The sequence below is a fragment of the Paraglaciecola marina genome (assembly GCF_004360155.1).
Classification (GTDB): domain Bacteria; phylum Pseudomonadota; class Gammaproteobacteria; order Enterobacterales; family Alteromonadaceae; genus Paraglaciecola; species Paraglaciecola marina.
In genome coordinates this window covers 316,194-337,045 of the sequence record NZ_SAIS01000004.1, presented here as the reverse complement: position 1 = coordinate 337,045, position 20,852 = coordinate 316,194, and the positions used below count along the sequence as shown (strand labels likewise).

The 20,852-nt window shown below is 39.9% G+C and carries 20 protein-coding genes and 3 tRNA genes; 17 read left to right on the top strand and 6 right to left on the bottom strand.

The genetic code is table 11. The annotated features are described in order from the left end of the window. Positions 1 to 735 precede the first annotated feature (735 nt). Positions 736 to 1,314, top strand: coding sequence for a hypothetical protein (locus EOK74_RS10870; RefSeq protein WP_133470021.1), 579 nt, complete (start codon positions 736 to 738; stop codon positions 1,312 to 1,314). Between the two features lie 243 nt (positions 1,315 to 1,557). Here the strand turns inward: EOK74_RS10870 and EOK74_RS10865 are convergent, their stop codons facing one another. From EOK74_RS10865 to rtcR, 3 genes are all read right to left on the bottom strand, one after another. Continuing rightward, a complete protein-coding gene (locus EOK74_RS10865; RefSeq protein ID WP_133470020.1) occupies positions 1,558 to 2,577 on the bottom strand; it encodes a patatin-like phospholipase family protein in 1,020 nt (339 codons plus the stop codon). 127 nt (positions 2,578 to 2,704) lie between these two features. Continuing rightward, positions 2,705 to 5,137, bottom strand: a complete 2,433-nt coding sequence (gene plsB, locus EOK74_RS10860; RefSeq protein WP_133470019.1) for a glycerol-3-phosphate 1-O-acyltransferase PlsB — start codon at positions 5,135 to 5,137, stop codon at positions 2,705 to 2,707. A 115-nt stretch (positions 5,138 to 5,252) separates the two neighbouring features. Continuing rightward, on the bottom strand, positions 5,253 to 6,842 hold the full coding sequence (gene rtcR / locus EOK74_RS10855) for an RNA repair transcriptional activator RtcR (protein ID WP_133470018.1): 1,590 nt from the start codon (positions 6,840 to 6,842) through the stop codon (positions 5,253 to 5,255). A 256-nt stretch (positions 6,843 to 7,098) separates the two neighbouring features. On the opposite strand from rtcR, the gene EOK74_RS20840 reads away from it, so the two are divergent. From EOK74_RS20840 to EOK74_RS10805, 11 genes are all read left to right on the top strand, one after another. Further along, positions 7,099 to 7,168 (top strand) — tRNA-Phe (locus EOK74_RS20840). A gap of 2 nt (positions 7,169 to 7,170) precedes the next feature. Next, positions 7,171 to 7,240: transfer RNA gene (locus EOK74_RS10850), tRNA-Leu, on the top strand. Positions 7,241 to 7,242: 2 nt separating this feature from the next. Then, positions 7,243 to 7,309: transfer RNA gene (locus EOK74_RS10845), tRNA-Lys, on the top strand. Positions 7,310 to 7,492: 183 nt separating this feature from the next. Further along, positions 7,493 to 8,647, top strand: coding sequence for a slipin family protein (locus tag EOK74_RS10840; RefSeq protein ID WP_133470017.1), 1,155 nt, complete (start codon positions 7,493 to 7,495; stop codon positions 8,645 to 8,647). A gap of 76 nt (positions 8,648 to 8,723) precedes the next feature. Then, complete coding sequence (locus EOK74_RS10835) at positions 8,724 to 9,947, top strand: RtcB family protein (RefSeq protein ID WP_133470016.1); 1,224 nt, start codon at positions 8,724 to 8,726, stop codon at positions 9,945 to 9,947. Positions 9,948 to 9,975: 28 nt separating this feature from the next. Then, on the top strand, positions 9,976 to 11,013 hold the full coding sequence (gene rtcA / locus EOK74_RS10830; protein ID WP_133470015.1) for an RNA 3'-terminal phosphate cyclase: 1,038 nt from the start codon (positions 9,976 to 9,978) through the stop codon (positions 11,011 to 11,013). A 3-nt stretch (positions 11,014 to 11,016) separates the two neighbouring features. Continuing rightward, on the top strand, positions 11,017 to 11,841 hold the full coding sequence (locus tag EOK74_RS10825) for a nucleotidyltransferase domain-containing protein (protein ID WP_133470014.1): 825 nt from the start codon (positions 11,017 to 11,019) through the stop codon (positions 11,839 to 11,841). Positions 11,842 to 11,892: 51 nt separating this feature from the next. After that, positions 11,893 to 12,354, top strand: coding sequence for a hypothetical protein (locus tag EOK74_RS10820; RefSeq protein ID WP_133470013.1), 462 nt, complete (start codon positions 11,893 to 11,895; stop codon positions 12,352 to 12,354). Beyond that, positions 12,300 to 12,914: a hypothetical protein gene (locus EOK74_RS10815; RefSeq protein WP_166638754.1), complete on the top strand. Its 615-nt coding sequence runs from the start codon at positions 12,300 to 12,302 to the stop codon at positions 12,912 to 12,914. Before EOK74_RS10820 ends, EOK74_RS10815 begins: the two co-directional genes overlap by 55 nt. 141 nt (positions 12,915 to 13,055) lie before the next feature. Then, complete coding sequence (locus tag EOK74_RS10810) at positions 13,056 to 13,391, top strand: PadR family transcriptional regulator (RefSeq protein ID WP_133470011.1); 336 nt, start codon at positions 13,056 to 13,058, stop codon at positions 13,389 to 13,391. Further along, positions 13,384 to 14,085 (top strand): hypothetical protein, encoded by a 702-nt coding sequence (locus EOK74_RS10805; RefSeq protein WP_133470010.1) that lies wholly within the window; start codon positions 13,384 to 13,386, stop codon positions 14,083 to 14,085. The genes EOK74_RS10810 and EOK74_RS10805 overlap by 8 nt, the downstream gene beginning before the upstream one ends. A 68-nt stretch (positions 14,086 to 14,153) precedes the next feature. Here the strand turns inward: EOK74_RS10805 and EOK74_RS10800 are convergent, their stop codons facing one another. The 3 genes from EOK74_RS10800 to EOK74_RS10790 all read right to left on the bottom strand — a co-directional run bounded on the left by EOK74_RS10800 (position 14,154) and on the right by EOK74_RS10790 (position 16,373). Further along, positions 14,154 to 14,486: a low molecular weight protein tyrosine phosphatase family protein gene (locus EOK74_RS10800; RefSeq protein WP_133470009.1), complete on the bottom strand. Its 333-nt coding sequence runs from the start codon at positions 14,484 to 14,486 to the stop codon at positions 14,154 to 14,156. Positions 14,487 to 14,559: 73 nt separating this feature from the next. Further along, positions 14,560 to 15,186, bottom strand: coding sequence for a peptide chain release factor H (prfH, locus tag EOK74_RS10795; RefSeq protein WP_133470008.1), 627 nt, complete (start codon positions 15,184 to 15,186; stop codon positions 14,560 to 14,562). After that, entirely contained in the window at positions 15,183 to 16,373 is a 1,191-nt protein-coding gene (locus EOK74_RS10790; RefSeq protein ID WP_133470007.1) for an RNA ligase RtcB family protein, read from the bottom strand. Before EOK74_RS10790 ends, prfH begins: the two co-directional genes overlap by 4 nt. A gap of 349 nt (positions 16,374 to 16,722) precedes the next feature. Between EOK74_RS10790 and EOK74_RS10785 the strand changes: the two genes are divergently transcribed. Genes EOK74_RS10785 through EOK74_RS10765 form a run of 5 tightly spaced genes read left to right on the top strand, consistent with a single transcriptional unit; the run spans position 16,723 to position 20,747 of the window. Continuing rightward, the gene (locus tag EOK74_RS10785; RefSeq protein ID WP_239024085.1) at positions 16,723 to 18,198 is read left to right on the top strand and encodes an FAD-binding oxidoreductase; all 1,476 of its coding nucleotides are present in this window, start codon (positions 16,723 to 16,725) and stop codon (positions 18,196 to 18,198) included. Next, a complete protein-coding gene (locus EOK74_RS10780) occupies positions 18,191 to 18,856 on the top strand; it encodes a phytanoyl-CoA dioxygenase family protein (RefSeq protein ID WP_133470005.1) in 666 nt (221 codons plus the stop codon). Before EOK74_RS10785 ends, EOK74_RS10780 begins: the two co-directional genes overlap by 8 nt. Before the next feature lie 12 nt (positions 18,857 to 18,868). Beyond that, a complete protein-coding gene (locus EOK74_RS10775) occupies positions 18,869 to 19,564 on the top strand; it encodes a serine aminopeptidase domain-containing protein (protein WP_133470004.1) in 696 nt (231 codons plus the stop codon). Continuing rightward, positions 19,564 to 20,061, top strand: a complete 498-nt coding sequence (locus EOK74_RS10770; RefSeq protein WP_133470003.1) for a metal-dependent hydrolase — start codon at positions 19,564 to 19,566, stop codon at positions 20,059 to 20,061. The genes EOK74_RS10775 and EOK74_RS10770 overlap by 1 nt, the downstream gene beginning before the upstream one ends. Further along, a complete protein-coding gene (locus EOK74_RS10765; RefSeq protein WP_133470002.1) occupies positions 20,058 to 20,747 on the top strand; it encodes a penicillin-insensitive murein endopeptidase in 690 nt (229 codons plus the stop codon). Before EOK74_RS10770 ends, EOK74_RS10765 begins: the two co-directional genes overlap by 4 nt. Positions 20,748 to 20,852 lie beyond the last annotated feature (105 nt).

The following is a 20,852-nucleotide window of genomic DNA, read 5'->3' as shown; positions in this document are numbered from 1 at the left end:
TTGGGTATTTTATTGCCATGCGTGTCTTAGTAAAATTTTTAGTTGGTTACCTAAAAGTGGTGTGCAAAGCGGTTAGTTTTTTAGCGCATTACGGTCGGTAAAAGTAGTTCACGTAAACAACAAGTTCTGGCAATATAAATCATCAAATGCTGACAAACCAAAAGGCAAGGATATGCATCTACTCAATTCAATAATGGAAGTCACAGTTTGTTAGTTCATCAACCAATTCAAACAGCAGCACGCCATGCGGCTGCTAACAAAAAGCTTAATCAGAAAACCACTCGCTGGCCTTCGGCCAAAATGCGTCGTGTTTTCTGCTTAGCTTAAGCGTTAGTGTTCTTGGAGAATTGAACTGAGAGTTAAGGCCAGTAAAAAGCTTAAAGGTAAGATGCTTAAAAGAGTATTAATAGCTTTTGGCCTCTTTGCAGTGCTGATTTATATATTAGCGTCCCCAAATGGTGTTTGCTTTGAAGTTTTATCTCGTGACCTTTGTAACGGAAAAGATAAATCTGTTTTATTATTTTGGTTTTTTATATTCGATGGGATTTTGTTGGCTTACGTAGCATCACCATTCGTATACTACGGAGCTATGAAGTTCCTATTGAAGGTTAAGAACACTAACAAATGAATTATGTTGTTCGTAAACTCACGGGGACAAATACTCGCTGGCCTTCGGCCAAAGCGCTCATATTTGCCCCATATTCAAAGCGTTAGGCACTAAAAGGAATTTTAAACATGTTTAGTTTTTTAAAGAAAAAAGAACCTCAGTACATTGTAGTAAACCTCAATGCAAGGCTTCAACCAATGCACCGAGGGGAACTATATGAAGAGGCTCTTGAAAAGTTGCTTAGGGAAAATAAACTAGGGGAAGTATCAGGTGGTGGCACATTACAGTCTCAATCTGGAGAGATCGAATCGTGCGACATAGAAATTGAGGTAAAAAACTCAAATTCATCAACCATAGAACAGATTCGACTTTCTTTAGAAAAAATAGGAACGCCGAAAGGCTCAAAAATAGTGGTTGAAAAAACAGAAGAAGAAATCCCCATAGGTGAGCTGGAGGGACTTGCGATCTATCTTAATGGAACAGATTTACCAGACAAAATCTACGAGGAAAGCGATTCAAACTTTGTCTATAACGAATTGGACAGACTTACGGAAGGTCATGGAAGTGTTGCAAGCTATTGGCAGGGACAATCAGAAACCGCATTTTATTTATACGGTAAATCCTTTGAAACAATGGATAAACTAATACAGCCTATAGTGGCGTCATATCCACTTTGTCAAAAATGTAGAATCGAACGAATAGCGTAAACGTGCCTAACAAGCGTTCAACGCTCGCCCTCAATCGGGCTGGACCTTCACTGCGTTGCTGAATAAAGGGGCCCTAGTTATTCCTTGTCTATCTGTAGAGTTTTCAGAGAAAATAAAGATTAATCTCTTTGATGCTAGCTGTCAGGCGATGGATTAAATCACAATCAATTGCTTCGTCCGTTTTTTGGGCAAAGCAATAATCCCATTGTTTACAAGTTGCTCATAGCAGCCCTAATTTAACAATTAAGGCTGATAAACAATCGGCTCGCCTGTTGTTGGATCAATCCTATCCAAAGACGGGCCATCATAACTATCGTTTAGTAGTTCTACCGTTGCATCGCCATAGCGTTTAAACCAAAAGTCCCCTAAAGCTTTTAATCTTTTTATATTGGTTTTACTAATATCGTCCATGGCGTCGTCAGGGGCTTTGAGGAGGCCGGGCTGGGTACGCATTTCTGCATTTACTCGAATATATTTACCTGGTTGGGTAATAGTAATGGCTTGGTAGGCGACGACTTTTTCGTCTGACAATAAATCTATAATTTGGCCCTTTAACATCCATTGTACTGCGCCCCATTTGCGTGAGTCTGGGCCATTAATTTTGCGAGTGTGGGTACCTGTGCCTATGGTTAATACTCGTTTTTCAAGTGTGGGCCATAAACGGCTTGCCTCTGCATACGCGCACATAGTGGGGTTGTTGGCTACCACACCGCCATCAATTAACCAGTGTTCTTCGTTATCAGGGGGCAGTAACAACTCCTTTGTGGGGAAATAGGTAGGTGCTGCACTCGATGAGTCTGCCACTTGGTAAGAAAGTAGTTTTTGATATTCAGGTTTAGTGGACTTAATCACGAAGGGGCGACGTTTTTCAACTCCATAAGTCACTGCAAGTACGTGTTTTCCTTCAGGCACATCACCCAAGGTTGCTGCGCCTAGCTTGTCTTTTAAGGTAGAAGACTTGCCCCTTGCTTCGTACTTGGGGGCGTTAATGCCATCTAGCTCGAACACGCCTTTGTTGTCGGTAAATATCTTTTTGGCATTGGTGACATTATATAAACTATTGATGTCATCCATAGACATATCTGTGGTGGCTAACGCCAAAGCAATGATGCTACCTGTGCTGGTGCCGGCATAAAAATCAACACAGTCACGTACCGACTTTTGATACTTGGCTTGTAGTTGAGCTTCTACTTGGCTTAAAAATTGTGTGGTGGCAGCACCGCGAATACCGCCGCCATCCAGTGATAAAATAAGTTTAGACATGGTGAAATCCTTTTGGTCGTTGAGCGCCAATGTAAATATTGACGCTAATAATCATAGTCAAAAAATACAAAGTTATAGTGTTGGCTTTGTATTCTTTATCTCACTCCTAGAGTTACTTTTTTACGCTTTATATTTGCTGTAGTCGCAGCGCGATTTCTGGCTCTATTAGCGCAGTCACCTCATTTTTAAGTAGGTCACTTTGTTTGGCATAGCTCAATTGCCCTTGTTCATCTGCTTCTACTAGGCCGTTTTCTTTTAACGCGTTAATAAAGGTCGCGAGTACTTTTTTGTCAAAAAACTCAGGAGAGTTAATGCCGTTCAAAGCTGACAACCGAGCTGCAAACTGTGTACTTTGTTTTTCTAGCTCTTTACGGTTTATTTGCTCTTCTTTGCACAGCAAAGTGAGTACAAGTGCGTAACGTTGCAGGGTTTCTTGAATGCTGCGATTAAGTAAATACACAGAGTAAAAGGCATGGCTTGAAGGTGTGGCGTGCTGAATTTTTCCATTTTCGTCAACTAACAAGCCCATGCTCAACATCTGATCGATAAGTGACTCTATGTATCCTTGTGCCTCTTGATGATCCATGTACATGAAAAGCTCTTGCTTAAGCAATGGGTAGAGGTTTCCGGTTAGTTTAACTATTTGTGATTTGTCTAGCTCGTCGTGTGCGAACACTATGGCAGCTATTAGTCCGGGTAAAGCGAACAAATGTAGAATGTTATTTCTGTAATAGGTTTGGGCCACGGCAGTGCTTTCTTTTAGAGAAACGATTTCGCCAAAGCTGTCTTCGGTCACTGTGAGCTTGTTGAGTTTTAAGGTATTGGCTAGTAACTCGGCTCCGCTTGTTTCTGGTATTGTTACCATTTCGCTGTATGGAGAGTCTTTGAGTAGCGCAATAAAATGATCCATTGCTGTTTCTAACTCTATCCTCGACATGGCATGTTTATTCGATGACAACAAACATAACGAGCAAAGTGCCATGCCATTTACCGCCGCCGCTTGGTTAATTCTGCTCATCACCTCTGTGGCAAGGCTGTTCACTACAGGTGTTAACCACTGAGGCTTTTTGTCGATATTGGCTTGTTGGTCATCACGCCAATCTGGGGCTTGTTGATCTAAAAAGTTTGTAAGGTTGATGGGTTCGCCAAAGTTTAAAAAACCAGTTCCATAATTTTTAAGTTTTTTAATGGCTGAGAATATTTGGAAAAAAGATTCTTTCTGCTTACTTTTTCCATGGAGCTCTTTAACGTAACTCGATACTTCCATTACGTGCTCGTAGCCAATGTAAACAGGCACAATGCTCACTGGGCGGTTTATACCTTTTGCCACGGCTTGCATGGTCATGGCTAGCATGCCCGTTTTAGGGGGTAATAAACGCCCTGTTCTACTGCGACCACCTTCAGGAAAATATTTCACTGAATTACCTTTTTTGAAAAGCAACTCAAGGTATTCACGAAACACTGCTGTGTATAGTTTATTGCCAGCAAAACTGCGGCGTAAATAAAATGCTCCAGCTTTACGCAAAATGCCGCCAACAGGTGGAAAGTTCAGATTAATCCCTGCAGCTATTCTTGGAGTCACTAATCCTTGATGGTAAATAACATAGGTGAGTAACAGATAATCCATATGGCTACGATGGCAAGGAACATAGATAATTTCGTGGCCATTTTGTGCTAGGTTTCGGACTTTTTCGGCGTGATTAACTTCTATGCCGTTGTAAATTTTGTTCCATATCTTGGTTAAGATCCTTTCGCTAAGGCGTATTAACCCTGGTCGGTAATCTGCGGCAATTTCATCTACATACTTTTTGGCTTCTAGCTTGGCTTTTTGCTGGCTAATATTTTTTGTTTTGGCGCGGTCATCTATGGCTTTAAGTACAGATTCAGAGCCTAACACGCCGTTATATAATTCGTGCCTTTCTAAAATATTTGGACCAGTAAGGGTTTGTTGCCTGCGATGAAAGTGAGTACCGGCGACTCTAATTAACTTATGGGCAATGGTATGGTCGTCGCCTTTGAGTTGCACCATGGAACGAGATGACACTGCTTTGCTGTAACAAACAAAGTTATCGCGCCCTAAAAACAGCACAATAAAGAATTTACGCAGCCAACTAGGTGATACCTGATTGGCAATAATATCAGACCAACTTGATAGTGTTCTGTCGGGCGCACGGCCCCACAGAATAGATACAGGGACTATTTGAATGTCTAATTCTGGGTTTTCTCTGTGTAATTTAAATAAGGTGCTGGCGTCTTCAAGAATATCGGTATTACTTTTTTTACGATTGAGTACTGACCTAGGCTTTTGTAAAAACAAACAAGAAGCATGGCTTTCCCCTGCGACTTCAATCGTGTCTGTTGGTTTAGGTAAGCCTAAAGTTTTTGCAGACATTTTTAATGCAAGGAGATCAGTAATTGAATGGGTACGCAGTAAATAAACAATAGGCTTAGACTTATCTATACCTAACTCACCTTCGATATCTGTTGGTGTACTGTTTGCTTTCACAAGCCATTTAACAGGAACCGCTATCACTGCAGATAACAATTTATGCAACCACATTTTTTATCTCAACTTGTAAACTCTAGAACAGGCAAAGGATACCACAGAGCACAACCACTTTGCTTTTGCTGTTTTATCTACACAGTAAAAAATTGTCGGTTTAAAGTCGATTTTGTTATGAAATATCACTCCACTTCAGTCCATATTTATTTAGGTATTTCTGCAATCGACTAGAATCATTAGGCTGAGATTTTAATGTGCGGCTGACATCAAATAACTCCCTACCAGCAGATGCCATAGTGTTATGCCGTTGACAGATATCTATTACATAACCAAGTTGATTACTATCAAAGCTATCGAGTTTGTCGAGTTGCTCTTTTGGTAGGTAATTTTGTAGATTATCCCCTGATGGTTCAAGAGTTGGCCTCCACGAGTACTTCAACCTTTCGATTTCATCTTTTACATCGTCTACTGTAACCCTTGATGAGTCAGCTAATGTACATAGCCGAGTAATTGCCGAGCTTAGGTCTCGAAAATTTCCAGACCACAAGGCCTCATTTGAGGTAGCAAAATCGATAAATATATTCTTTGCCTCCTTGTTAAATTGCACGCGATGGCCTGACTTCTGGGAAAATAAATCAAGTTCGTACTCAAGGTTGACAGGTATATCTTCTTTTCGATTTTTTAATGCGGGTAGTTCATATGTCCAAAGGTTGATACGGGCAAGTAAGTCTTCACGAAAAGCTCCTTTTTTTATCTCTTGTTTCAAATCTCGATTGGTGCCAGCGATTAATTGAAAGTCACTTGAAACTGTTGCGTCGCTGCCTACAGGGTGAAATTTTTTGTTTTCAATGGCATGCAACAACATGGCTTGTTCCTCTAAACCCAGCTCTCCAACTTCATCTAAGAATAAGACACCATTATGAGCGGTAAGCAAAAAGCCATCCCTAGATTTTAATGCTCCGGTAAAGGCTCCTTTAGTATGCCCAAACAGCGCAGCCATAGCATTTTCACCTTTTAAGGTTGCGCAGTTCACAGAAACTAAAGCGCCTTTTAACATCGAACGTTTCTTCTTTAATTGAAATATACGTGTTGCTAGTTGGCTTTTACCTGCACCTGTAGGTCCAGTAAGTAACATGGGATCTTGTGACCGTATCGCAACTTTCTCTATCTGAGTTATTAGCTTATTAAAGGCTTTATTTTTAGTTTGAATTCCACCTTTTAAGAAGTCTTTGCCTTCTTGATGTTCAATATCAAACCGTGTTGCCAACTGATCATATTTAGATAAATCTAAATCAATGATTTGTATTCGTCCAATCGACTTATTTTTATTGTTGTGGTCTGGGGAAGTCTGAATAAGGCGCCCTGGGAAATGGCGGCTTTCAGTAAGCAAATAACTACATATTTGTACAACATGGGTACCCGTTGTTATGTGAAATAAGTAATCATTTTTGTCGGTATCAAACTCTTGTTGTTGGCACCAATCAAACAGCTTGGCGTAAACCTCTTCAAAGTCCCATGGGTCTTTGAAATTTGTGGTGTGCAGGATCATCTTAGTTTCAGGAGAAATAGACGAAATATCCACAGCAACGTTGTTCGCTAGCCGGCTACTATGATTGTCATGGAGCATATGAAATTCATTGACAATTAGATCTTGTTGGCTGCACAAACTGACATTGGGTCGCCACTTAGCCCACCTATCTACCCTTTTACCTACATAGTCCAATTGGGTTCCAATTAAACTTACCACAACAGTATTTTTCATTTTTATATATATCCAAATGGATAGTTTTAATATCTATAATGCTATCAAATTTGATTTTTAGTTTCATCGAAAAGTATACATGAAATGAAAGTTTTCAATTTTGTTGTTTAATAACAGTGGTTTAGGTTTTATTTTGGGGTTGGTTTTAAAGTGGCACATGACTTGTAAATACCTAGGTGTCTGATTAATAAGAAGTGATTCAAAAAGTCACTCTGGTGCGCTGAACAATGTGACTGTGTATACCTAATCAAACAAATATTAAGTAGCTCAGAGGTAGAGCAGCAAAGAAATTTTGCCGGACATGGGTTCGAATCCCATCTTAATAACCGTTTAAGTAGCTCAGAGGATAGAGCAACAGTTTAGTGCTGTTGGCGAAGGTTCGAATCCTTCCTTAAATACGGGTAGCTCAATTGGTAGAGCATCGAACGTTTAATTCGATTGTTGTGGGTTCAAATCCCACCCTTTATACAAAAATGTATGTAATGAAATGTTAGTAAGTCGTTGGTACCAATGTTTGATAAACGCTAATTGAGAACAAGTTTTGGCAAGCTGGATGCTCCCCACAACTTTAGATTTTGAAGCCTTTACCAAATAAGTGCATAGCCCTTACCAACACCACCTCTAACGAGGTGAAAATAAGGAATTTAATAATGTTTAGAAAAACTAAGTTAGTAACAGAAAATCAAAGAGTTCTGGTATTCAAAAATCAAGAATTAGAAAAGGTATTAATGCCTGGAAAATACAAAGTTTGGGATATTAAAAACGAATTGGATTTTGCCACTTTTGATATTAATTCGCTGTATTTTTCAGAGAAAAATGCCGAACGTCTGTATCGAAATAACGAGCAATTAAGTAAACATATTTCTCACTGGAAATTAGATAGTACGGAAGTCGGCTTACTGTATGTCAACGATTTACTTAGAGGCATAGTTGCGCCGAGTGAGCATTTGTACCTTTGGAAAGATGCGGGCGAGATTAGATTGGAAAAAATGTCGATTGATGAAGACATTGCAATTGATGATAAAACATATTTCCTAATCAATCGTGCGGGAGCGAATACTTCTTCACGATTAATTAGAAGTGAACGTACAGTTGCGGTTAAGCCTGTTGCAGACCTAAATGTAGCAAAAAACCACATTGGTCTGTTGTATGTGAATGGTCAATTAACCAAAAGGTTGGAACCTGGTCAACATGGATTCTGGCAGTTCAACCATACAGTGGAACTAAAGTCATTTGATTGTAGAACGCAGTTACTTGAAATTTCTGGGCAAGAAATTTTGAGTAAAGACAGAGTTAGTCTTCGTATCAACCTTAGTGCCAGTATCAAAGTTAATGATGCCGAATTAGCTGCGCGTAGTGTCGATAAAGTTGAAGACTTTGTTTACAAAACATTGCAATTGGCTTTAAGAGAAGCGGTAGGCACAAAGTCGTTGGATGACATTCTATTAGACAAGTTATACGTCAACGAAACCGTAAAAGAGCTAGTGAAAGACAGATTGTCAGACATTGGTATCTCACTGTTAAGTGTTGGTGTAAAAGACATCATATTGCCAGGTGAAATGAAAGCGATACTGAATCAAGTGGTAGAAGCGCAAAAAGCCGCTGAAGCAAATGTGATTAAAAGACGTGAAGAAACCTCAGCCACTAGGAGTCTTCATAACACTGCAAAAGTGATGGAAAACAATCCCACGTTAATGCGATTGAAAGAACTTGAAGCCCTTGAAAAAGTGGCTGAGAGAATTGATAGCTTAACGGTTTATGGTGGTTTAGATGGTTTGATGAATGGTGTTGTGAAAATAGCCTAGTTAAAGATTCTGAAAGGGCTACAGAATAGGCTGTAGTCCGCTAATCGAACAAGTAAAAATTATAAAGGGAAAGATAATGTGTAGAAATTATAACGTTATTGAAAATGAAGGTAGAGCAACAATAAAAGCGTGGACTAAAGGAGTGCCGTTTGAGGAGCAAGCACAGTTACAACTAAATAATATTGCGTCCATGCCTTTAGTTCACTCGCATATAGCGGTAATGCCAGACGTACATCTAGGCAAAGGGGCAACAATTGGTAGCGTCATTCCGTCAGTTGACGCGGTGATCCCAGCCGCTGTAGGTGTCGATATAGGATGTGGCATGGTAGCTACTAAAACTACTCTAACAGCGAGTCAACTGCCAGATAACCTATCAGCTATTCGACATGCTTTCGAAGCAGCTGTACCCCACGGTAGAACCAGTAGTCGTGGACAGAGAGATCGAGGCGCTTGGCATAATATCCCTGAAGTGGTGTCTAAAGAATGGTTGAAATTGCAACTAAGATTCGAACGAATTTGTGAGAAGCATCCAGCCATAAGAAAAAGCAACCACGTAAATCACTTGGGTACTATGGGTACGGGGAATCATTTTCTAGAGCTTTGCTTAGATGAGAATGATGCAGTTTGGATCATGTTACATTCGGGAAGTCGTGGAGTAGGAAACCGAATAGGTACCTATTTTATCGAGCTTGCAAAAAAAGAAATGCAGCGTCACCAAATTAACTTGCCAGATACGAACTTGGCTTACCTAGAAGAAGGTAGTGAGTATTTTGATGATTATGTTGAAGCCGTTGAATGGGCACAAGACTTTGCGGCTAAAAACCGAGAAATTATGATGTTTAATGCAATAGCTGCATTAAGAAAGGAGTTGCCTGTGGAGTTTTCGACTGCTGAGTTAGCAGTAAATTGTCACCATAATTATATCTCTCGTGAGCGTCATTTTGGTAAGGATTGTTATGTCACACGAAAAGGTGCAGTGCGAGCTGAAAAAGGTGAGATGGGGATTATTCCTGGCAGCATGGGGGCACGTTCTTTTATTGTGAGGGGGTTAGGTAACCCAGAAAGCTTCAATAGTTGTAGCCATGGAGCGGGGCGAGTGATGTCGAGAACGAAAGCTAAAAAAGTGTATAACGTTGATGACCAAATTGCAGCGACTCAAGGCGTTGAGTGTCGAAAAGATGCGTCAGTTATTGATGAAATACCCCATGCCTATAAGGACATTGAAAAAGTGATGGAAGCGCAGAAAGATCTGGTGGAAGTGGTGTACACCCTCAAACAAATTGTATGTGTGAAAGGGTAAAAGCATAAATAGTAGTAAAGGAAAAATAATGTCGTATCTAACGATAGATGGCTCTCAAGGAGAAGGAGGTGGTCAGGTGTTAAGGACGGCACTGACACTGTCAATTCTAACCCAACAATGCGTTGAATTGATTAATATTAGGGCGGGCCGTAAAAAATCAGGGTTGTTGCGTCAACACTTAACTTGTGTGTTAGCCGCGCAAGAAATTTGTGGCGCAACTACTGAAGGAGTAGAGCTTGGATCTACTAGAATTTTGTTCTCACCTGGGCAGGTAAAATCTGGGGATTATCATTATGCCATTGGTACCGCGGGTAGTACGGTCTTGGTGTGCCAAACTATTTTTCCTGTATTAGCTTTAGCAAAAGGTAATTCAACTATCACGTTTGAAGGTGGAACCCATAACGGTATGTCACCTTCATTAAGTTTTTTTGAACACTCGTTTTTACCATTATTAAAAAGTATGGGTGTGAATGGAGTGGTAAATATTTTTAGTTTAGGTTTTTATCCTGCTGGTGGAGGAAAATGGCAGATAAAAATAGAACCTACTAATAAGCTGGCGCCGATTTATCTAACGGAAGCTGGCTGCAATTTTGCTAAGTTGAGCCAGAACTGTTCAGTACAGGCCCTGGTGAGTTTGTTACCAGAAAATATAGGGCAGCGAGAAGTGGACACGGCGAAAAAGATACTGAATTGGCCTGATGCACTGAGCGAGGTTCAGAGTGTAGTAACAACCGGCCCAGGTAACAGTTTGCAGTTAGGCATTAAAACTGACACTCATCGTAATATTTTTGAGCTTGTGGGTGAGCTAGGTGTTTCTGCAGAACGAGTCGCAAAACGCGCAGCTGGCCGAGTAAATAAATTTATTCATGCTGAGGCAGCCGTTGAGGAGCATCTAGCAGATCAATTATTAGTGCCCATTGCACTAGCAGGTGTGGGAAGCTTTACGACCACTAAACCTAGTTTACATACTACAACCAATATCGAAGTGATTAAGCTGGTATTGGGAGTTGAGATACAAACCAAGCAATTAAGTGATGTACTTTGGAAAGTATATTTGGAGAAGTAAAAAATGGAAACTAAACAAAAGAAAGGGAGTGTGGAATTAGCCAGCCCAATCTCCCTAGAGGTGCGAGTTGAGATCTTACGACGAATCAAAGCTGCAGAATCAGAGCATGGAGTAAAGGTACTCTACGCCATAGAGTCTGGTAGCCGTGCATGGGGTTTTGAATCACCTAATAGCGATTATGACGTCAGATTTATATACGTCCACCCTAAGGATTGGTATTTAACCGTTGATGTTGAAGATAAGCGAGATGTGATTGAATATCCGATAGTGGATGAAATTGATATTAACGGCTGGGATATCCGAAAAGCGTTAAAACTATTTTGGAAATCCAACCCAGCTTTTATCGAGTGGTTACAGTCACCCATTGTGTATGCAGATGATGGTCACTTTGCCAATAAAGCCCGTGAATTAATGCCTTCAATTGCATCTTCTCAAAAAGGGATTTATCACTACCTGCATATGGCAAAAGGTAACTTTCGTGAATACTTGAAAAAAGACTTGGTACCTCTGAAAAAGTACTTTTATGTACTGAGGCCATTACTGGCTATCATGTGGCTTGAAAAATTCAACAAGCCAGCACCAATCGAGTTTGAAGTGTTACGCAAACTAGTATCTGACAATAAGCCTTTAGATGATGCCATAACAGATTTGCTGCTTCGCAAAAGAGCAAGTTTAGAAAAAGAATATGCACCAGCAGTACCTGTAATAAATGAGTTTATCGAATCAGAATTAGCAAGGCATGAGAGTTACTCTGCGAAAATGAAAGGGAGGGAAGCAGATTTTGAATCTCTGAACATGTTATTTAAAGCTGTATTAGAAAGGTACTAAAAGCTGGTCAGCTAGGCCGGATAACTTATTAAAGATATTAAGGATTGAGTTGTGACTGAAAAAACAGAGCTAGAGCTCAAGGTATCTGTCGCACTAAAAGAATTCGTAGAAACGAATAGACCATCAAATAAAGTAAAGCCTAATTTATCTGCAGTTACTACGGCTACCTCTGAATTACCTTTAACAAAGCTAGAATACTGGGAAAGGTATATTCGAGATGAATATGATAATGCTTTAGCGTCTAGTCATTCGAATAAATGGGCCTTTTGGCAAAAAAATACACCACCAGTTACGCTGCTTGATTTGTGTAGCTGGGATGGATTCAGACGAGAAAAAGCACTAAGAGCTATTGGCCAAACAGTGCTAAATAGGTTCTTTTTAGCGCTTGTGCTTAGAAGGCTTAATGATTGGGTGCCCCAAGTAAGGCAAGCCAAGCTGCGCAAGGCATTCTTTCCAAAGTGCTTGTTAACTCTGAACCTTCTTATGTTGCGGATGCGATTTTTTTCACTCTAAGTCACTGGTCTTCTTGGAAAAGAATTGACGATTCAAATAGAAATACGTTACTCAATACTTTATCGAATAGAGAAATAACTAATCACCTTAAAATGAAGTTACTTTATTCAAGCTCTGGACCTTTAGTCTTAGTGATGTCTGAGATTGGTCGTACTTGCTTCTTAGATAGTAGCTTGGAGGTGATTGCTGTAAAAGCAATTCAACCTTCTTTGAGAGCTAAAGCTTATCGCAGTCTGTTTGAGGGGAAAAGTAGTTGGTTTGCAGGCAGAGAATGGGAATGGACAGACCGCAGGTACGGAGAAGGTCGTAGAAAGGCATTGGTTGCCACCCGCATATTAACAATAAAAATTCAGCGTTTACCGACCCTACTTTTGGCAGCTAATGACCGCTCCTCTTTGGTAAGAAGGGTGGCTGCTGAAATGCTTATTAAAGAACTGGATAATCTCAGTGATAATGAGTCATTAGGCTTAGCCAAGAAATTTTCAAACGATCCTTCTATCGCCGTTGCTGAAAGAGGAAATTTCGCACTGAAAAAACTGGCTGGTGGCACTCTTTTTTAAGTGAGCCGTGTCTATCAAGTTCTATTTTACCCCGTATTGCCCTGCATACCTTGGTATATATTAAAATTACTACAATGTAGTTATTTGTTTTGCAAAGCCTATTTTTAAAAACTACATTGTAGGAAATATCAGGAGGGTGTAATGAATCAGAAAACGTTAGGTGAATTTGAACAAGTTGTTTTGCTCGCATTGTTGCGCTTAGAAACTAATGCATATGGTGCGGCTATTCGTCAGCTTTTACAGCGCGAAATAAACAGAGATGTTGCTTTAGGGGCTTTGTACTCAACACTAGAGCGAATGGAGAAAAAAGGTTTGGTCGTGTCTAAACTCGGAGAGGCCACCGCGCAACGTGGCGGAAGACCTAAGCGCTTTTTTTCGGTAACAGCTGAAGGCAAAGCCGCACTTAAACACGCTAAGCAAACCATGGATACCATGTGGCAAGGTGTTGTACTTACAGTGGGAGGTGAACATGCTTAATACTCATTCATCTCAAAAACAGCACTCGACTATGCCCAAGTTGGCGACTTGGCTGTTGTCACGATTAGCTAATCCAACCTATCGTGACGAGCTAATTGGCGATATGGAGGAAGAATACACAGAGCGCCAGCAGACTAATCAAGATGCAAACAACTGGCTACTAAGACAAACCACATTGGCGATTTGGGATGGGCAAAAAGCGATGATTAGAACAACAGGTTTTGTAAAAACACTCAGCATTCTTTTATGTGTACTGGCGTTGCCAACCATTGCTTTATTTGTTGGTTGGTTGTCAAACATGCATATGCCTTCAGAGCATTTGTGGCAGCTTTTGATGGCGGGTGAAGTGCACTACATATTGTTTAATAGCGAATATTGGGGAATTGCATGGAACGAAAGTGGTGTATCTCGCCTAGAGGTTGACATGTTTATGCATATCCCATCCATACTTTGGGCAATGATATTTGCAGTATCGGCTTACTTGTTCTTGAAAAAATCAAACCCGTCTGTCTGGATGTTTAGTGCCTTTACCTTGGTGTATATATTGTTGCCTTATCTGTTTGGATACGGGGTGATTAGTTCGTTTGAGCCGCCTCCGCAAAAAGTAGGGCCGATTCTAGCTTTTATGATGTTGGCACCGTTTTTCACTTTACCTATGTCTGTTGGTTTTTTGTTGAAAGGGTTTGCAAAGTAAAGCTAGGTACTAATGAATTAGCACAGCCGGCAAATGCCGGCTTTGTGTTTAAGTTTGCGTAAATACGCTTACATCTTTAAACCCAAATAACTCCCCACTGTTTGCTCTACAATTTCTATTAACTCTTTACCCATATATTGATACTCATCTGGGATATCGAGTACTTGAGTTGGTTTATGGTCTAATAGCCTTGTAAATTGCGCCTTGAGTCTGCTTTTGTGTTTTTCTTCCATCACAAAAATCACGTCAGCCCATTGAATGTCTTTGACACTTACACTTCTTTTCGCTCTTGGGCTCGTACCTGCTGACCTGACGTTTAACTCTGGGCGATTCTTCCAAACCTTTTCAGCAGTTGGGCTGCGCCATTGGTTCCGGCTACAAATGAAAAGTATGTTCTTCATTTGATTCTCCTTAATCGATTGTTCTTGTTTTGAGGTTTGCCTCCACACTTTGCAGAGGCAACCAAAGTGTGTGTTAATGGTTTAATACAAAATTTTCGCCTTTAAACGTTTTTACTGGGTTGCCCCTTTGTACATCCCAGTGTTGTTGCCAACGGGCTTTTTCTTGCTGTGTCATTTGCTGTAACTTTGACTCTTCTAGTTTTTGAAACAACAAGGCTTTGGCAAGTCGCTTATTGGCATGTTGACTGCGCTCGCTTTCAACCCGAACTGAAATTCCTGTCTCAGTATGTACAGCACGAACAGCCGAGTCTGTGGTGTTTACATGCTGGCCACCTGCACCAGAAGCCCTGCATGTTTGAAATTTCACTGTGTTGTCTAGCTTGGCTTCGTTTACCTCATACATTTGCCCGCTAAAAAACCAGTTTTTGCGTTTATGTTTGGGACGAAACTTACTTTGGCACACCCACAACAAGGCACCTTGCCATGACTCAGCTAATTGTTTAGCTGAGTCATCTTGCTCTGAATCAAGTTGTACTATTGCTGATTTAAAGCAGCCTTGCTTTGCTGCCGAGATGGCTTCTACAAGGTTGAGGTTTATGTTGTTTTCGCGGCACTGCTTCTCAATGGTTTTTAAGGCTAAACCAACGGCGTAGCAGCATTCGATTGGGCCTTGCCCTGCGGACAGTTGCAGTAATATCATGATGAACAATCTCCATTTGTTTTAAAGGTTAAAACTGGTCGTAGCTTTGCGACCACTGTAATTAACCTTGCATCTACCATATCGCTGATCACAGTTTCACATTTTTTATATGCTTGCGGTGCCTCATCGTATAGCAGCTCTTTATTGCCACAGATCACACGGCTTCCAAGTGCTGTTCGATATAGGTCTTCACGTTTATATTTGTGACCTAATCGACCATGACACTCCCCACGTTTCCATTTTCTGCCTGCGCCATGGGCTAGAGAAAATAGACTTGTCTTGAGGTTTTCAGCATTGCTTTGGTCATCCAATAAAGGTTTGACTAGATAGCTATAGTCTCCCCGTGAGCCAGGTATCACTGCGTAACCTTTGTCACTGGGGGTTGCTCCTTTTCTGTGTAACCAACCATTACAACCATTAATATTTTTAGGTGAAACTAAGTTATGGTTAATGTCTAAAACACAACTGCCATTTGCTCGGATAGCGTCTAAAAATCGCTTGGCAATAAGCTCACGATTTAATTCAGCCCAGCGTACCGCTTCATCGTGCTTGGTTAGGTAATCTTTAAAGTCATAGTTACTGTTGTTTTCAGCATCAGTAACTAACCCGTCATGGTTGTGCATAGTTATATGCTCAACCAAAATAGACTGCCCTAACCCTCTAGAGCCAGAGTGAACAAGAAGCTGCAAATGCTTTTTATTAAGCCCTAACTCTTCTAGTACTGCTTGGTCATACACTTCATCAATAGCCTGAAATTCAGCAAAATGATTACCGCCTCCAATAGTGCCTAAAGCGTGGTCATAACTATTGTTAGAAATACATTTTTCAGATTTTCGTTGTTCAATTATTGCTGACCAAGTTTTATCTAATGGCTGCTCTACATGCTCAAATTTTTTGGCCAGTTTATCTAAATTAACCTTGGATACTTTTGCTGAGGTTTGCCAAAACGACATACCACAGCCAATATCATTGCCCACAAGCGCAGGGTATATTTTGTTTGTTGTAAAAAATGCCGCACCTATGGGATAACCTCTCCCTGGGTGCAAGTCAGGCATACCCGCAACGCGATGCATGCCATCTAATTCTGATGTTTTAATCAGTTGTTGAATTGCTAGCCCTTCGACCCACGTATCGGTAGATGCAATAAGGCTAACGTTTTCTGTAATTTTTTGGACGGATTTGCCCATAATACCAATTCCTTTCTCTTAATTAGAAAATTAGGATTTAAAACGTAATACGTATTGGCAGGTCTTTTTATACGGGGAAGTGACCGAGGCGCAGCTTTAAAAAGCTACAAAATAGTAGATAGCTTTTGGTTTTTAGCCGAAGCGGACAAGACCTGCAAAGGATAATAAAGTTAATTTCATGTTTTTTACTCCTTTACAGTTAGTGGTTGAATCCACCTAAAATATTTTAGGTGATGAATAATTAAGCGGTCGCATAGTAATCAGCTTTTAGCGGTAAAGCAAATAATTAGTTGAAGGCTCTGCATTAATGTGTGACTTTTTATGGATTAATTTTAAAAGGAAAAGTGTTTTGATTAAGTTGCTTACTAAGGTGTTATTTGTTTTTCTTTTATTTTTCTGCCTACTCTTCGCCTATATTTTTGTTGATTTAAAAGGCCCTGAGCCAGATCCTTATACTAGCCCAACGACTATTAACGACATTACTCAGTTAAATTCTATCGAAGTTGATCGTGTTATTACTCCCACAAGCATTGAAGACATTGTGACTGCTATTAAAACTACGTCAGGTCCAATTTCGATCGGTGGTGGGCGATATAGTCAGGGCGGACAAACGGCATATCCTGATAGCCTGCATTTAGATATGCGAGCATTCAATAAGGTTTTGAATCTTGATGTAGCCCAGAAACAAATTACTGTGCAAAGTGGGATCACTTGGCGTGATTTACAAGAGGTTATCGACCCACAAAACCTTTCTGTAAAAATAATGCAAACTTATGCCAATTTTACTATTGGCGGTTCACTAAGTGTCAATGTACATGGTCGTTATATTGGTGAAGGGCCTATTATTCGTTCCGTTGAATCAATAAAACTAGTGACTGCTGATGGAGAAATTAAAGACGCTTCTGCAACTGAGAATTCAGAAATGTTCTACAGTGCCATTGGTGGCTATGGTGGTATCGCTGTGATTGCTGAAGTTACATTAAATCTAGTGGATAATGTCAAAGTAAAACGAGTCACCCAAAAAATGACTTTGCATGAATATGCTGAATATTTTTCCAACAATATTCGTAATGATGAAAGCATTGTTTTTCACAATGCAGATATTTATCCTCCTAACTTTATGGATATACGTAGCGTAAGCTGGATAAAAACTGATGAAGAATTAACGATAAAGCAAAGATTAATTGCTAAAAACAAAGACTATACTTGGCAGCCCAAGTTGGCAGAGTTTGTGGCCGATTCTAATTTTGGTAAATGGCTACGCCAATATGTTTTAGAGCCAGTACTGTATTCGTTTGACGCTGTGCAATGGCGAAATTACGAAGCAAGTTATGATGTAAATGAGCTTGAACCCAAAAGCCGCCGTACTCATACGTATGCTTTACGAGAATATTTTGTACCAGTAGAAAGCTTTGACAGATTTGCAATAGAAATGGCTGATATATTTAAAAGGCATAATGCGAACATTATCAATGTTTCGGTTCGGCATGCATTACCTGATAGCGGCTCCTTATTAGCTTGGGCTAGAACTGAAGTTTTTGCTTTTGTTGTGTATTACCGACAAGGTATCAGCAATGGAGCCCAACAAGAAGTGAAACTCTGGAGCCAAGAAATGATCAATGCAGCGATAGCTGAACAAGGCGCTTATTATTTGCCCTATCAGTTAAACGCAACCACTGAACAATTTATGAATGCCTACCCAAACTATCAACAATTTTTTGAGCTTAAACAGAAAGTTGATCCGAACTATCGTTTTAGAAACAAGCTTTGGCAGCAACACTTTGAGGTGTATAAAAATGCAATTTCCGATTTGAAATATGAATAACTTAGAACAGGGTTTTGCATTTCATGACGAGTTTTTATCTCAAGTAGAAGTTGCAGCTTTGATTGATGATCTAACCTTAAGTGATAGCAATGAATCTATGCATGGGGTTCGTAACGCTGAAAAGAAATTTGCTTGTATTTCCAATCTTGTTCAGTCAGAAAAGGTGTTAGCCAAAGCCAGGTTATTTCTGGGTAAAGAGCCGCAACTTGTTAGGGTGATTCTATTTGATAAAACACCAGATAAAAATTGGTTAGTCAGTTGGCATCAAGATAAAACGGTATCGGTTAACAAAAAACAAGATATTGATGGTTGGGGACCTTGGACGGTAAAAGATGGTATTCATCATGTTCAGCCAAGTGTGGATGCTTTAAATGACATGATTGCTTTTAGGGTTCATCTAGATGATTCAAATGCTCAAAACGGATGTTTAAAAGTGGTCCCAGATAGTCATCTGCTAGGGGTATTAAGGCAAGGCGACATAGATGATGTTGTAAATAGAGATGAATCTATTGAGTGTGAAGCCAAAGCCGGTGACATGTTGATTATGAACCCTTTAATATTACATGCGTCAAGCAAGGCCATATCCCCAAATCACAGGCGAGTTATACATATTGAATTTAGTGGGCATAAATTGCCCGATGGTCTTAGCTGGGAATAAAAGGTCTATATTTTGAAATTAGTATTATTGCCAGGAATGGATGGTACAGGAGACCTATTTGAAGAATTTTTGTCATGTTATGACGGTGAGAAATTAGTTATTTCTTTGCCACAATGCGGTCCCCAAGATTATTTGTCTTTAGCTAGAGCAATAGAAATGCAATTACTAAATGAAGACTTTATATTACTAGCTGAGTCGTTTTCGGGTGGCATTGTGCCAGAGTTACTTAAGCGAAGCCCCTCTAATATAAAAGGTGTTATTTTCGTAGCTAGCTTTCTAAGTTGCCCTAACAGGTACCTACTACCAATAGTTAAGGTTTTACCACTAAAAGCATTGGCGTCAGCCCCGTTATCCAAAATTGGCCATAAAATTTTATTACTTGGTCAAAATGCATCAGAAGCACTTTTGTCAAAATTTATAACAGTAATTAAATCTATCCCAGAGCAAATTTTAAAAAGTAGATTAGCTGTTATGAGTCAACAGAGGCTCCCTCAGGCTAACTTTGAAGTGCCTACTGTTTATATTCAAGCAATGTCAGATAGGCTTATCATGCCAAGAAAAAGCCGAGAACTTTGTAATGTATTCAAAAATATTGAGTACATTGAAATTGATGGGCCTCACTTTGTATTACAAGCCAAACCTAAAGAATCATCACAACTAATTTCTAAAGCGGTTGCTTTAATAATGAATCATAAAGGAAATTCTTAATGCCTTTTACACCAATTCATATGGGGCCGGGAATTTTCATTAAATCATTGCTACGGGGTAGCTTTAGCTTGATGGTATTTGGTTGGACTCAGATTGTAATGGATATTCAACCCCTAGTCGTTTTACTTTCTGGTGAAGGTCATTTGCATGGTTTTAGTCATACTTATATTGGCGCCACTATCATTGCCATTCTTGCTGGAATATCAGGCAAATATTTATCTGAGTTTGGTTTGAAGGTACTCAGGATTTCGAAGTATGAAAATCCTATTTCAATTGCCTGGTGGGTGGTGTTTTTGAGTGCTTTCATTGGTAGTTTTAGTCATGTTTTACTCGATAGTATTATGCATTTAGATGTTGAACCCTTCTTTCCATTTACCTTAGATAATCAATTTTTAAGTTTAATATCGGTAACAATGTTACATAAAGTATGTCTGTACAGTGGCTTAGCCGGCGCGGCTATTTTTTACAGTGTTAGCTGGAGATTAAAAAGGCCATGAGAAAGGCTCTAAAATTTTTAGTGATGGGCTTGAGTCTATTTTCTTATGTTGCCTCTGCAGAAAAAAGCAGTTGTTATGGCACGACCGCAAAAGGGCGGCTGGAAAATGGTGTTGAGATGCCAAGTTCTGGAGATAATTATGTTACCTATAGCAGAGTAGCGCGTCTTGCTGGAAGGACATATGTTCACTCAGAAGTTATAAGTATTCTGGTAGATGCCTACAAATCTTTAGGTGAAGAGTTGCCCTATAAAGTATTCAAATACGCCGAAACTGGGTTTGCGGAGGGCGGTGTATTTAAACCACACAAAACTCATCAAAATGGCTTGTCGGTTGATTTTATGACTCCTGTTGTTAATGAGTTGGGAGAGTCAGTTCATTTACCTACACATGTCTTCAACAAGTTTGGCTATAACATTGAGTTTGATAACGACGGAAGTTACAAAAATTACTCTATAGATTATATTGCATTGGCTGCACATATTGTTGCTCTGCATAAAGCAGCGCTTGCTCACGGTGTAAATTTGTGGCGAGTGATATTTGATCCTAAGCTGCAACCTGAACTATTCAAAACATCCTATGGGCCATATCTAAAGAAATATATCCAGTTTTCTAAGACGCCCTCTTGGGTCAGACATGATGAACACTACCATGTTGACTTTGATATTCCATGTAAGGCTTTGCCGTAAAAAGTGTTGCCATCGGGTTGACAATTATTTCGCAGGGAAAGGTAATTGGCTTTCGCAGAGAGAGATTAAAAGAGGGGCAGAGGTTATCTGGCATTGGGTCATTTT